The following is a 13,571-nucleotide window of genomic DNA, read 5'->3' as shown; positions in this document are numbered from 1 at the left end:
CGCCGCGGTGCGCTCAACCAGCCAGCTTGCCGAAGATGCGAAAACCCGCCAGCCACACGCCGACCATGCTGCCCAGATTGGTCAGCAGGAAGGTCAGCACCACCCGCGAGACGCGGTTGCGGTACCAGCCGCGCAGGTTCTGCGCGTCGTCGCGCAGCGCCAGGAAGTCGCCGTAGGCCGGCTTGCGCATGTGCACCTCGACCAGCGCGCTGAACGCGCCGGCCGGCACCCCGGGACGGAATGGCTTCAGCGGCGCGGCGATGGCGCCGGCGACGATGCTCAGCGGATGGCCGCCGGCCAGCAGGCAGCCCAGCCCGGCCAGGCCGCCGGTGAACAGCACCCACTGCAGCAGCAGGTCGGTGCCCAGCGCGAAGCCGCCGCGCCAGTAGCCCCAGGCGACGCCGCCCAGCACCAGTGCGGTCAGGGTCAGGGTGATCCACGGAATCTTCTTCTTGGTCGGCACGTCTTCCAGTGCCTTGCGCAGCGCTGCCGGATCGTCCTGGTCGTCCTGCAGGTGCCTGGCCAGGCCGGCCAGATGGCCGGCGCCGACCACCGCCAGCACCTCGCGGATGCCGCCGGCGCGCGCGGCGTCGACGAAATCCGGGGCCGCGATCGGCGTCTGGCTGGGCGCGGTCCGCTGCGCGTGTTCCTCGCGCAGGCGCGTGGCCATGTAGCGGTCGCGTTCGGCGATGATGGTGTCGTACAGCGCCGGGCTTTCGCTGGCGAAGTCGCCGAAGCTGGCTTCGAGCATGTCGCCCTGCTTGAGCTTCTCGATCTCCGCCTCGCCGACCTCGTCGGAGGCGAACAGGCCGCCGAGCAGGCCGCTGCCGAGCTTGAGCTTGCCGAAGAAACCGAGCCGGCCGGAGGCGCGCTTGAAGGTCAGCCCGACCTCGCGGTCGATCAGGTACACCGGCAGTTGCCGTTCGCGCGCCAGCAGCACCGCGCGCTTGAGCTCGGCGCCGGGCTCGATGCCCAACTGCTCGGCCAGGCGCCGCTGGTAGGCCGCCAGCGCCAGGTTCGCCGCGAACAAGGCCACGCGGCCCTTGCGGATCACCTGCACCAGGTCCAGCTTGGTCAGCGCATCCGGGTCGGTCAGCGCCTGCAGCCGTTGCGGGTCCAGTTCGACCGCGACCGCATCGAAACGGCCGCTGTCGATCGCCCGTTCCACCGCGGCGACGCTGGCCAGCGAGACGTGGGCGGTGCCGAGCAGGGTATAGCGCACGCCATCGCGTTCGACGATGCGGTACGGCTGGCCGGCGAACAACGCGTCGTCGCCGGCCTGGGAAAGTTCGTTCATTCCATCACTCATCGAAGGGCGCCTCATCGGCGCCGGGGCCCAGCGGGCGTTGCATCTGTAGCGTGTCCAGCCAGCGCCCGTGCTTGCGGCCGAGCCCACGGAACACGCCGACCGGCCTGAAGCCGAAACGCTGGTGCAGGCGGATCGAAGCGTGGTTGCTCGACTCGCCGATCACCGCCACCATCTGCCGGAAACCGCGCGCCTCGCAGGCCGCGATCAGCGCCTGCAGCAGCGCAGAACCGACACCGCGGCCGTGCAGCGCCGGGTCCACGTAGACGGTGTTCTCCACGGTCCAGCGGTAGGCGACGCGGGCCCGGTAGCTGCTCGCGTAGGCGTAGCCGGCCAGGCGGCCGTCGGCGGCATGCGCGACCAGATAGGGATAGCCGCGCGCGATCACGTCCTGCATGCGCCGCAGCATCTCGGCCTGGTCCGGCGCGTCGTACTCGTAGGTATTGACCTGGCTGCGCACCTCTTCGGCGTACAGCGCGGTGATCGCGGGGATATCGGCGGCCTCGGCGGCGCGCAGCTGCAGGTCGTCCAAGGCGGTGGCGGCTCAGTCGATGTAGCGCTTCAGCAGGTCGCCGTAGGCGTCGATGCGGCGGTCGCGCAGGAACGGCCAGATCCGCCGCACGTGCTCGCTGCGCTGCAGGTCCACGTCGCACACCAGCACGGTCGGCTCGGCGCCGGCCTCGGCGATGAACTCGCCCTGCGGGCCGAGCACGTGGCTGTTGCCCCAGAACTGGATGCCGGCGGCGCCGACCACGCCATCGGCGGCCAGCGGCGAGGCTTCGTGGCCGACCCGGTTGCAGCTGAGCACCGGCACGCCGTTGGCCACGGCATGGCCGCGATGGCTGAGGATCCAGGCATCGCGCTGGCGCTCCTGCTCGGCCTGCTCGTCGCTGGGGTCCCAGCCGATCGCGGTCGGGTACAGCAGCAGTTCGGCGCCGGCCAGGGCCATCAGCCGCGCCGCTTCCGGATACCACTGGTCCCAGCACACCAGCACGCCCAGGCGCCCCACCGAGGTCTGGATCGGGGTGAAGCCGAGATCGCCCGGGGTGAAATAGAACTTCTCGTAGAAGCCCGGATCGTCCGGGATATGCATCTTGCGGTACTTGCCGAGCAGGCGGCCGTCCTTCTCGAACACCACCGCGGTGTTGTGGTACAGACCGGCGGCGCGGCGCTCGAACAGCGAGGCGACCAGCACCACACCGTGACGCTTGGCCAGCGCGCCCAGGCGCTCGGTGCTGGGACCGGGAATCGGCTCGGCCAGGTCGAACTCGTCCACCGACTCGTGCTGGCAGAAATACGCGCCGTTGTGCAGTTCCTGCAGCAGCACCAGTTGCGCGCCCTGCGCCGCGGCCTCGGCCACGCGCGATTCGATGACCGCCAGATTCGCCGCGGCGTCGCCATGGTTGCGCTCCTGGATCAGCGCGACGGAAAGAGTGTTTCGGCTCATTGCGGGAAGTGATGATGGGCGAAAGCGGGAATGGTAGCGCGGATGGCGCCGCGGCAGGTTCCCGGCAGATGAATGCCGCGTTGGGCGCTTGAAGACGGTTCTAGGCGAAGCGGAGCGGGGCGCAAGCGGCGTCCGTCGCTCGTGAGGCCGGCAGGCATGACGTCGGCGCCGCTACTGCCGGCGCGGCGCCGGATCGAAGACCTGGCACGGTGGCACGGCGGTTCCCGGGGCAATGCGGGTAACGGACGTTTCGGCGAGGCCGCGCCCGTTCCGGTCGCGGCACGGACCCGCCGAAGCGTCAGGCGGCCAGGATGCCCTCGGGCAACTGCATGGTGATGCAGTGCAGGCTGCCGTTCTGCCAGATCAGCGCGCGGCACGGAATCGGCACGATCTCGTGGCGCGGGAACGCCTGCGCCATCACCGCCTGCGCCTGCGCATCGGCGGCATCGCCATAGGCCGGCATCAGCACCGCGCCGTTGACGATCAGGAAGTTGGCGTAGGACGCGGCCAGGCGCCGGCCGTGGTCGAGCACCGGCTGCGCCCACGGCAGCGGGAACAGCCGATATGGGCGGCCGTCGGCGGTGCGCAGCGCGGCCAGTTCGGCGCCCATCGCCTGCAGTTCGGTGTAATGCGAATCGCCGGCGTCGTCGCAGGCCTGGTAGACGATCGCGTCCTCGCTGGCGAAGCGGGCGAGGGTGTCGATATGCGCGTCGGTGTCGTCGCCTTCCAGATAGCCGTGGTCCAGCCACAGCACCCGCTGCTGCGCCAGCCAGTCGGCCAGGTCATGGCTCAACGATTCGCGCGAGCGCTGCGGATGGCGTTCGTGCAGGCACTGCCAGGTGGTCAGCAGGGTGCCGGCGCCGTCGCTGTCGATCGCGCCGCCTTCCAGTGCGAAGTCGATGCTGCGCACATCGCTATCCGCAAACAGCTGCTGCGCCGCAAGCGCGCTCACCAGTTGGTCGTCGCGGCTGGCCTGGAACTTGCCGCCCCAACCGGTGAAGCGGAAGTCCAGCAGCTGGAAACCGCCGTCCTCGCGGGCCAGGGTGATCGGACCGGAGTCGCGCAGCCAGGTGTCGTCGTACTCGGCCTCGACGAACCGCACGCGCTGCATGTCCACCCGCGCCGAGCGCAGCCGCGCCTCGGCGTAGATCTGCAGGTCGGCATCGGCGACGCAGATCAGCACGCGCTGGTAGCGCACGATCGCCGCGACCAGCGCGATATAGGTCTCCTCGACCTCGGCCAGGCGCTCGGCCCAGTCGGTGCCGGCATGCGGCCAGGCGATCAGGATGGCGGACTGGGGCTCCCATTCCGCGGGAAGACGAAGGCGATCAGTCATTGCAACCACTACTCAGGTCATGCCAAAGCCGAGGCTCAGGCTTTTCATTTGATCCCGCACATGGATGTGCGGCTCTTGCGAAGGACTCGCACAAACCGGGCTCCTGCGAGGGACTCGCGTATTTGAATCCCTGCACATGGATGTGCAGGCTCTTGCGAGGGACTCGCATCAACGAATGGCAGGCTTGGGCCCGACCTCGTTGGCGTCGGCCTTGTTGGCGACCACATCGACCACCTTGTGCTTTTCGAAGTACACGGTGAAGGCCGGATACACCCAACGGTTGATGGTCGGCCATTGCCGCTTCTGTCCGCCGCGCGGTTCCAGCTTCGACTGCGGGGCGCCGTAGCGCGCTTCGACCTCGCCCATGCTCAGGCCGCGCGTCGGCAGCGCCGCGACGGGTTCCTGCTTGACCCGCTCGACCAGCAGGGTCTCGGCGTGGGCGACGCCGGCAACGCCCAGAACGACCAGCAGCAATGCGGACAGACGGTGCTTCATCACGGTGTGCTCCCCAGAGGACGAACGGCGATTACAGCAAACTTCGACAACAAAAAACCGCCCGAAGGCGGCTTTTGTCGATGACCGGCAACCGTGCGCGCGGAGCCGCAGGGCGGGCCGTCGTCGGATCAGCGCTGGCGAGCCTTGAAACGCGGGTTCGACTTGCAGATCACGAAAACCTTGCCGCGGCGGCGGACCACCTTGCAGTCGCGGTGACGGGTCTTCGCCGACTTCAGGGAGGACAGGACTTTCATGGCACACCTCGGCGTAAACTTGTGGATTAGAAAAGGATACGGCGTGGCGAAACCACGTCGCTGGATCAGTAAGCCGGCGATTGTAGCCTGGTTTTCTTCATGGTTTCAACTGCTTGCGCCAGCGCGGCCGGCACCGGGGCTACAATGCGCCGCCCCCCGTCCAAGGAACCGCATGAACGACCCCGCTCCCGTCCTGACCATCGATGGCCCGTCCGGGGCCGGAAAAGGCACCGTCAGCCGCATCGTGGCCGCCAAGCTGGGCTGGCACTACCTGGATTCCGGGGCGCTGTACCGGGCCGTCGGGGTGGCCGCCAGCTGGGCCAACCTGGACATTTCCGACGCCGCGGCGCTGGTGCGCTGCACCTTCGACACCCGGGTGACCTTCGAGGACGTGGCCGGCGGCGGCCTGCGGGTCAGGATCAACGACGTCGACGCCACCGACGAGCTGCGGCTGGAGACGACCGGCGCGGTGGCCTCGGCGATCGCCGCGATCCCGGAGGTGCGCGCGGCGCTGAAGCAGCGCCAGCGCGCGTTCCGGCGCCTGCCGGGGCTGGTCGCCGACGGCCGCGACATGGGTACGGTGATTTTCCCGGACGCCCCGTACAAGGTGTTCCTGACCGCCAGTGCCGAGGAGCGCGCCATGCGCCGGCATAACCAGTTGAAGGAAAAAGGAGTTTCCGTTATATTCGACGACCTGCTGCGCGAGATCATGGCCCGCGACGCACGCGATGCCCAACGTTCGGTGGCGCCCTTGAAGCCGGCAGACGATGCCGTCCTCCTCGACACCACCGGCATGGACATCGACCACGTGGTCGGCCGCGTCCTGGAATTGCTGCCCGCCTGAGGGTCGCGCCGGGAATGGGTGGCAGCATGGTGCCGGTCCGGCGCCGTGGAGGCGAGTTGCACCGCAGTGGGCTTCACCGTAATGCCGCAATACCGTTGTTCCAAGCTCCGCCGCGCAATCCCGCGCTGCGGTTTTTCCCATTTCACACCCGGCCGCGGTTTGGGCCGACTAACAGGTGGGCAGTTCGCCGTTTCCAGAAGAAACGCACTGTCCGTGTGTCCACTAGAGTAATTTCAAAATGACCGAATCTTTTGCCGAACTGTTCGAAGCCAGCCAAAACAATCTGGCCAAGCTGAAGCCGGGCTCCATCGTCACCGGCGTCGTCGTGGAAGTCCGCGGCGACGTGGTGGTGATCAACGCCGGCCTGAAGTCCGAAGGCATCGTGCCGATCGAACAGTTCCGTAACGACGCTGGCGAGATCGACGTCGCCGAAGGCGACCTGGTCAAGGTCGCCCTCGACTCGCTCGAGAACGGCTTCGGCGAAACCGTGTTGTCGCGCGAGAAGGCCAAGCGCGCGATGGTGTGGGACGAGCTGGAAGAAGCGTTGGAAAAGAACGAGACCATCACCGGCCGCATCAGCGGCAAGGTCAAGGGTGGTTTCACCGTGGACATCAAGGATGTCCGCGCGTTCCTGCCGGGTTCGCTGGTCGATGTGCGCCCCGTGCGCGACCCGGCCTACCTGGAAGGCAAGGAGCTGGAGTTCAAGCTCATCAAGCTGGACCGCAAGCGCAACAACGTGGTGGTCTCGCGTCGTGCGGTGGTCGAGAGCGAGCACTCGGAAGAGCGCGAGCAGCTGATGGACAAGCTGCAGGAAGGCGCGATCCTGAAGGGCGTGGTCAAGAACCTGACCGACTACGGCGCGTTCGTGGACCTGGGCGGCATCGACGGCCTGCTGCACATCACCGACATGGCCTGGAAGCGCGTGCGCCATCCGTCCGAAGTCGTGAACGTCGGCGACGAGCTGGACGTGCGCGTGCTGAAGTTCGACCGCGAGCGCAACCGCGTTTCGCTGGGTCTGAAGCAGCTGGGCGAGGATCCGTGGGACAACATCGCGCGTCGCTACCCGGCCAACAGCCGCGTGTTCGGCAAGGTCTCCAACGTCACCGATTACGGCGCGTTCGTCGAGATCGAGCCGGGCGTGGAAGGCCTGGTGCACGTGTCGGAAATGGACTGGACCAACAAGAACGTCAACCCGTCCAAGGTCGTGCAGGTCGGCGACGAGGTCGAGGTCATGGTCCTGGACGTGGACGAGGAGCGTCGCCGCATCTCGCTGGGCATGAAGCAGGTCGCCGCCAATCCGTGGGAGACCTTCGCGGCCACCCACAAGAAGAACGACAAGGTGTCCGGCCAGATCAAGTCGATCACCGACTTCGGCATCTTCATCGGCCTGGACGGCGGCATCGACGGCCTGGTGCACCTGTCGGACATCAGCTGGAACACCACCGGCGAAGACATCGTGCGCAACTTCAAGAAGGGCGACACGCTGGAAGCGGTGGTGCTGGCGGTGGACCCGGAGCGCGAGCGCATCAGCCTGGGCGTCAAGCAGCTGGAGCAGGATCCGTTCGGCCAGTACATGGCGGCCAATCCGAAGGGTTCGAAGGTCGAGGGCGTGGTGCGTGAAGTGGACGCCAAGGGCGCCACCATCGACCTGGCCGACGGCATCGAGGGCTACGTCGCCGCGCGCGACATCGCCAACGAGCGCGTCGACGATGCGACCCAGCACCTGAAGGTCGGCGACAAGATCGAAGCCAAGTTCGTGGGCATGGACCGCAAGGGCCGCACCCTGCAGCTGTCGATCAAGGCCAAGGACGATGCCGAAATGCGCGAGGTGCTGGAGGAATACCAGTCCGCGTCGGGCGGCACCACCCAGCTGGGCGCGCTGCTGCGTGCGCAGTTGAACGGCAACAAGTCCGAGTAATCCGCCACACGCAGCGTTACTGGCACGGCCCGGTCATCCGGGCCGTGCCGGGTTGCGACCCCACCGCACGAATCCGTAATGACCAAGTCCGAACTGATCGAAATCCTGGCGCGCAAGCAGGCGCATCTGAAGTCGGACGACGTCGATCTGGCGGTGAAATCGCTATTGGAGATGATGGGCGGCGCGCTGTCCGGCGGCGACCGCATCGAGATCCGCGGTTTCGGCAGTTTTTCCCTGCATTACCGGCCGCCGCGCCTGGGACGCAATCCCAAGACCGGCGAATCCGTCGCGCTTCCCGGCAAGCATGTGCCGCACTTCAAGCCAGGCAAGGAATTGCGCGAGCGCGTCAGCGGCGTCGTTCCGGTCGAATCCGACACGCCCTGAGCCAACCGATGCCCTGACTCCGGGGTTTTTTCCGGAATCCCAGTCCGTTCGGCTAATCTAGCGTCTCCCGACGTTGGAGACCTTCATGAAAATTGCCCGTCTGCTGATATTGCTGGTGTTCCTGCTGGCCGGTCTGGTCATCGGATCGCTGAATTCGCAGCAGATCGTCGTCAGTTTCGGTTTCACCGACCTCCATACCACCTCCGGTATCGCCATCATCGTCTCGCTGTTCGCCGGCCTGGTGATCGGTGCGGCTCTGGTGCTGGCGGCGCTGGTGATCCCGCTGTACGCCAAGCTGCGCCGCGCCAACAAGGCCGCGGTCGCCGCTTCCGCGCCGGCCGTCGCGCCGGTACCGACCTACACCCAGCCCGTGGACGGACGCTGATCTTCGATGGACTTCCTGACCGAGTGGTTCTGGTTCTTCCTGTTCCTGCCGCTGGCAGCGCTGAGCGGATGGGTCATCGGCCGCCGCGGCGGCCAGCGCCATGGCGATACGCAGGTCAGCCGGCTTTCCAGCACGTATTTCCGCGGCCTGAACTACCTGCTCAACGAAGAGCCGGACAAGGCGATCGAGCTGTTCCTGCACATCGCCGAACTGGACAAGGAAACCTTCGAGACCCAGGTCGCGCTCGGCCACCTGTTCCGCCGGCGCGGTGAAGTCGATCGGGCGATCCGCCTGCACCAGGGCCTGGTGCAGCGCGCCGACCTGAGCGACCCGCAGCGCGTGCAGGCCTTGCTGGCACTGGGCGAGGACTACATGAAGTCCGGCCTGCTGGACCGCGCCGAGACCGTGTTCACCGAACTGGCGCAGATCGACCAGCGTGCGCCGCAGGCGCTCAAGCACCTGATCGGTATCTACCAGGCCGAGCGCGACTGGGAAAAGGCGATCGACAACGCCACCCGCTACGAGGAAGTGACCGGCGAGCCGATGGGCAAGCTGATCGCGCAGTTCGAATGCGAGCTGGCCGACCGCTACCGCGCATCCGGCACTTCCGAACTGGCGCGGGCCGCGATCGCGCGCGCCTACCAGGCCGACGCCACCTCGGTGCGCGCCGGCATCCTGGAAGGGCGCATCGACGTGGACGACGGCAACGACGAAGCCGCGATCCGCGCCTTCGAACGCGCCGCGCGCCACGACCCGGACTACCTGCCGGAGATCATGCCGGCGCTGATGGACTGCTACCGACGCGGCCACGATCTCAGCGGCGCACGCGCGTTCCTGTCGGAAATGACCGAGCACTACCGCGGCATCGCCCCGGTGCTGGCGCTGACCCGGCTGATGGAATCGCAGGAAGGCGTGTCCGCGGCGCGCGCCTACCTCGGCCGGCAATTGAAGGACCGGCCCTCGGTACGCGGCGAGTCGGCCTTGATCGACCTGACCCTGGCCGAAGGCGCCGATTCCACCGCCACCCTGCAGGACCTGAAGCACATCACCGACCAGTTGCTGGTGCGCAATCCCAGCTACCGCTGCACGCGCTGCGGCTTCGGCGCACGCACCCACCATTGGCAATGCCCGAGCTGCAAGGAGTGGGGCACGGTCAAGCCGCTGCTCAACTACGCGGTGGTGTAGGTGCCGGTTGCAGGTTGGGCGCTGCTCGCGGCGCTGGCGGCGTTCAGTGCGATCGGGACGTGGCTGTCGCGCCGCTACGCCCTCAAGCGCAACTTGCTGGACGCTCCCGGCGAGCGTCGCAGCCATACGGTGGCCACGCCGCGCGGCGGCGGTGTCGCGATCGTGGCGACGGTGCTGGCGGCCTGCGCCTATGCGGCCTCGCTCTGGCCGCAGCAGGGCGTGGCCATCGCGCTGTTCGCTGCCGGGCTGATGCTGGTCGCCGGCATCGGCTGGTGGGACGACCACCGCCCGCTGTCGGCCGCGCTGCGGCTGCTGGTGCACGCGGTCGCCGCCGGCCTGCTGGCTGCACTTGTCTACCGATTGCACCAAAACCCGTGGCTGGCCGCGCTGACCTGGTTGGCGACGATCTCGCTGATCAACATCTGGAACTTCATGGACGGCATCAACGGCCTGGCGACCAGCCAGGCGATGCTGGCGGCGCTGGGTTTTGCCGGGTTCCTGCCCGAACCGCTGCGCTGGGCGTGCCTGGTGTTGGTCGCGGCCTGCGCCGGCTTCTTGCCGTTCAACTATCCGCGGGCGCGGATCTTCCTCGGCGACGTCGGCAGCGGCGCGCTGGGCTATCTGCTCGCAGCGCTGTTCGCGCTGTGCAATGTCGCGACCGGGCTCACACCATGGTTGCTGCTGATACCGATATCGGCGTTTGCCATCGACGCCGGCTTCACGTTGTTGTCGCGCATGCTCGCCGGCGAACGTTGGTGGCAACCGCACGCGCAACATGTCTACCAACGTTGGGTCCACGCGGGCAGGAGCCATACGGTCGTGACCCTCGCCTATGCCCTGTTCAGCATTGTCGCGATTACAATTGCCTGGTTCGGTGGAACGTTGCAGACCGGGGGGCAGGTTGCATTGGCGCTTGGCTGGTATCTATCGGCAAGTGCGCTTTGGCTGACTTTGCGTAAGGGATTGCGCTGAACTCATATGGATAACTGATGCTTTCGATCCGCGACCGTTTAACCGAGATGTTCCCCAAGGCCTCCGTGGTCGTCCACGATCTGGCGATCGTCTGGATCTGCTGGCAGTTGCTGCATGCGGCGCGCTACACGATGCTGCCCGGCGAGCATCCGCTGCCGTTGTGGAACCTCAATACCGCCATCGTGCTGGCGGCGCAGGGCCTGGTGTTCTGGAAGGTCGGCCTGTATCGCGGGCTGTGGCGCTTCGCCAGCGTTCCTGACCTGTTGAACATCTTCAAGGCCAGCTTCTACGGCCTAGTCGCGATCGTGCTGGGGCTGGCCTACAGCCGCTTCGATTCCATTCCGCTGTCGGTGCTGATGGTGTATCCGTTCGCGCTGTCGGCGCTGCTGGGTGCGCCGCGGCTGCTGTACCGCGCCTGGAAGGATTACCAGATCGCGCATTCGGACGAGACCGCGCGGCGCGTGCTGATCGTCGGTGCCGGCCGTGCGGCCGAGGCGCTGGTGCGCGATCTGCGCCGCTCCGGCGCCTACCATCCGGTCGGGTTCGTCGACGATGCCGGCCATCTGCACGGCGCCAAGCTGCAGGGCCTGCCGATCCTGGGCCGGATCGACGAAGCCGGGGCGATCGCCAAGGAAACCGCGGCCAAGCTGCTGGTCATCGCGATCCCGTCGCTGGACGCGGCCGGCATGCAGCGGGTGGTGGCGATCTGCGAAAGCACCGGGCTGCCGTTCCGCACCGTGCCGCGCCTGCTCGACGTGCTCGAAGGCCACTATCTGCCGGGCGAACTGAAGGAGGTCGCGATCGAGGACCTGCTCGGGCGCAAGCCGGTGACCCCGGACTGGAAACTGATCAAGGGCTGGTTGTCCGGGCGCACGGTGATGGTGACCGGTGCCGGCGGGTCGATCGGTTCGGAACTGTGCCGGCAGTGCGCGCGCCATGGCGCACGCAAGGTCGTGCTGCTGGAGATCGACGAGCTGGCGCTGATCACCATCCACGCCGATCTGCACCGCACCTTTCCCGACCTGGAAATCGAGTGCGTGCTGGGCGACTGCGGCGATCCGGCGGTGACCCGCCATGCGATGCGCATCGCCGAGCCGGATGCGGTGTTCCATGCCGCGGCCTACAAGCAGGTGCCGCTGCTGGAGAAGCAGTTCCGCGAGGCGGTCCGCAACAACGTGCTGTCCACCGAGACCGTGGCCCGCGCCTGCGTCGCCGCCAAGGTCTCGACGTTCGTGTTCATCTCCACCGACAAGGCGGTCAATCCGGTCAACGTGCTCGGCGCGTCCAAGCGCTACGCGGAGATGGTGTGCCAGTCGCTGGACGACCAGACCGTGGGCACCCGTTTCGTCACCGTGCGCTTCGGCAATGTGCTGGATTCGGCCGGCAGCGTGGTCCCGCTGTTCCGCGAGCAGATCCGCCAGGGCGGCCCGGTCACGGTGACCGATCCGCAGGTGACCCGCTACTTCATGACCATTCCCGAGGCCTGCCAGCTGATCGTGCAGGCCGCTGCCTCGGCGTCGCACGGCGCGATCTACACGCTGGACATGGGCGAGCCGGTGCCGATCCGTCTGCTCGCCGAACAGATGATCCGCCTGGCCGGCAAGCAGCCCGGTCGCGACATCGCGATCGTCTACACCGGGCTGCGTCCGGGCGAGAAGCTGCACGAAACCCTGTTCTATGCCGACGAGAACTATCGTCCCACCTCGCACCCGAAGATCCTGGAAGCCGGCGCACGCAGCTTTTCGCGCGAAGACATCCTGCAGGGCCTGCAGCAATTGCGTGCGGCCGTGGCCGAGTACGACAGCGACGGCATCGAGAAAGTACTGCGCACGACCATGCCCGAATTCGCGCCGTTGCGACAACAGGCCAGTCACGATAGCTCCGCTACAATCGTTCCTTTCCCCGCACGCGAGGCCAGAAGGCTCTGATGAGCAAGAGAATCCGCAAGGCAGTTTTCCCGGTTGCAGGTCTGGGTACCCGCTTTCTTCCCGCCACCAAGACGGTGCCCAAGGAAATGCTGCCGATCATCGATCGGCCGCTGATCCAGTACGCCGTCGACGAGGCGATCGAGGCCGGTTGCGACACCCTGATCTTCGTCACCAACCGCTACAAGCACGCGGTTGCGGATTATTTCGACAAGGCCTACGAGCTGGAGCAGAAGCTCGAGCGCGCCGGCAAGGTCGAGCTGCTGGAAATGATTCGCAACGTGCTGCCCAAGGGCGTGCGCGCCGTCTTCGTGACCCAGGCCGAAGCGCTGGGCCTGGGCCATGCGGTGCTGTGCGCCAAGTCGGTGATCGGCGATGAACCGTTCGCCGTGCTGCTGCCGGACGACCTGATCTGGAACCGCGGGGCCGGCGCGCTCAAGCAGATGGCCGACCTCAACGAGGCCAGCGGCGCCAGCGTGATCGCTGTGGAGGACGTGCCGCACGAGAACACCGCCAGTTACGGCATCGTCGCCACCGACGCCTTCGACGGCCGCAAGGGCCGCATCGCGCAGATCGTCGAAAAGCCCAAGCCGGAAGACGCGCCCAGCGACCTGGCGGTGGTGGGGCGCTATGTGCTCAGTCCGAAGATCTTCGAACTGCTGGAAAGCACCGGCACCGGTGCCGGCGGCGAGATCCAGCTGACCGATGCCATCGCCGCGCTGCTGAAGAGCGAGCAGGTCGACGCCTATCGCTTCGAGGGAACCCGTTTCGATTGCGGCACCCACCTGGGCCTGGTCGAGGCGACCATCCGCTTCGCGCTGGAGAACAAGAAGCTGGCCAAGCCGGCGCGCGCGAAGCTCACGCAGATGCTGGCCGAAGACTGATCGAGCCTGCCGCCGCGCCCGCTTCGTTGCGGTGCGCGGCCGGAATCCTCGTGCCGGCAACGGAAAAGGCAGCCTCTCGGCTGCCTTTTCCGTTGCTGCGCCAGCCCTGCGAACGTCTTGCCGATCGGTGAAGCGGATCGGCAAACAGGCGGGGAACGACTAATCCGATGCCGCAGGCGGCAATGGCTGGATGGGTGGCGCGGGCGGGCTGCATTCTTACCCGCGCCACGCAACCC

14 protein-coding genes are annotated in these 13,571 nt (G+C 67.1%); 8 read left to right on the top strand and 6 right to left on the bottom strand.

Annotated features, from left to right (window positions below; translation table 11 throughout):
* Window positions 1-13 precede the first annotated feature (13 nt).
* From NUG20_RS11775 to ykgO, 6 genes are all read right to left on the bottom strand, one after another.
* Window positions 14-1,297, bottom strand: a complete 1,284-nt coding sequence (locus tag NUG20_RS11775; protein WP_263394674.1) for a TraB/GumN family protein — start codon at window positions 1,295-1,297, stop codon at window positions 14-16.
* 4 nt (window positions 1,298-1,301) lie between these two features.
* Window positions 1,302-1,838 (bottom strand): GNAT family N-acetyltransferase, encoded by a 537-nt coding sequence (locus NUG20_RS11770; protein ID WP_263394673.1) that lies wholly within the window; start codon window positions 1,836-1,838, stop codon window positions 1,302-1,304.
* 12 nt (window positions 1,839-1,850) lie between these two features.
* Window positions 1,851-2,753, bottom strand: coding sequence for a carbon-nitrogen hydrolase (locus NUG20_RS11765; protein ID WP_263394672.1), 903 nt, complete (start codon window positions 2,751-2,753; stop codon window positions 1,851-1,853).
* A gap of 298 nt (window positions 2,754-3,051) precedes the next feature.
* Window positions 3,052-4,089, bottom strand: coding sequence for an agmatine deiminase family protein (locus NUG20_RS11760; RefSeq protein WP_263394671.1), 1,038 nt, complete (start codon window positions 4,087-4,089; stop codon window positions 3,052-3,054).
* A gap of 168 nt (window positions 4,090-4,257) precedes the next feature.
* Complete coding sequence (locus NUG20_RS11755) at window positions 4,258-4,584, bottom strand: hypothetical protein (RefSeq protein WP_263394670.1); 327 nt, start codon at window positions 4,582-4,584, stop codon at window positions 4,258-4,260.
* A gap of 128 nt (window positions 4,585-4,712) precedes the next feature.
* Window positions 4,713-4,838 carry a type B 50S ribosomal protein L36 gene (ykgO, locus tag NUG20_RS11750; protein ID WP_005913193.1) on the bottom strand — a complete coding sequence of 42 codons (126 nt, stop codon included), beginning with the start codon at window positions 4,836-4,838 and terminating at the stop codon, window positions 4,713-4,715.
* Window positions 4,839-5,010: 172 nt separating this feature from the next.
* Between ykgO and cmk the strand changes: the two genes are divergently transcribed.
* From cmk to galU, 8 genes are all read left to right on the top strand, one after another.
* Window positions 5,011-5,682, top strand: a complete 672-nt coding sequence (gene cmk, locus NUG20_RS11745) for a (d)CMP kinase (RefSeq protein ID WP_263394669.1) — start codon at window positions 5,011-5,013, stop codon at window positions 5,680-5,682.
* A 238-nt stretch (window positions 5,683-5,920) separates the two neighbouring features.
* A complete protein-coding gene (gene rpsA / locus NUG20_RS11740; protein WP_263394668.1) occupies window positions 5,921-7,600 on the top strand; it encodes a 30S ribosomal protein S1 in 1,680 nt (559 codons plus the stop codon).
* A 78-nt stretch (window positions 7,601-7,678) separates the two neighbouring features.
* Entirely contained in the window at window positions 7,679-7,984 is a 306-nt protein-coding gene (locus NUG20_RS11735; RefSeq protein ID WP_010342890.1) for an integration host factor subunit beta, read from the top strand.
* An 85-nt stretch (window positions 7,985-8,069) separates the two neighbouring features.
* On the top strand, window positions 8,070-8,369 hold the full coding sequence (locus NUG20_RS11730; RefSeq protein WP_263394667.1) for a hypothetical protein: 300 nt from the start codon (window positions 8,070-8,072) through the stop codon (window positions 8,367-8,369).
* A gap of 6 nt (window positions 8,370-8,375) precedes the next feature.
* Window positions 8,376-9,554 carry a lipopolysaccharide assembly protein LapB gene (gene lapB / locus NUG20_RS11725; protein ID WP_263394666.1) on the top strand — a complete coding sequence of 393 codons (1,179 nt, stop codon included), beginning with the start codon at window positions 8,376-8,378 and terminating at the stop codon, window positions 9,552-9,554.
* A complete protein-coding gene (locus NUG20_RS11720) occupies window positions 9,555-10,526 on the top strand; it encodes an MraY family glycosyltransferase (protein WP_263394665.1) in 972 nt (323 codons plus the stop codon).
* Between the two features lie 17 nt (window positions 10,527-10,543).
* Window positions 10,544-12,454 (top strand): polysaccharide biosynthesis protein, encoded by a 1,911-nt coding sequence (locus NUG20_RS11715; RefSeq protein WP_263394664.1) that lies wholly within the window; start codon window positions 10,544-10,546, stop codon window positions 12,452-12,454.
* Window positions 12,454-13,335: a UTP--glucose-1-phosphate uridylyltransferase GalU gene (galU, locus tag NUG20_RS11710; protein WP_263394663.1), complete on the top strand. Its 882-nt coding sequence runs from the start codon at window positions 12,454-12,456 to the stop codon at window positions 13,333-13,335. Before NUG20_RS11715 ends, galU begins: the two co-directional genes overlap by 1 nt.
* Window positions 13,336-13,571: the final 236 nt, after the last annotated feature.

This window comes from Xanthomonas sp. CFBP 8443 (assembly GCF_025666195.1).
In the GTDB taxonomy this organism is placed as follows: domain Bacteria; phylum Pseudomonadota; class Gammaproteobacteria; order Xanthomonadales; family Xanthomonadaceae; genus Xanthomonas_A.
The sequence above is the reverse complement of the archived record's forward strand: the minus strand, read 5'-3'. Positions and strand labels throughout refer to the sequence as shown.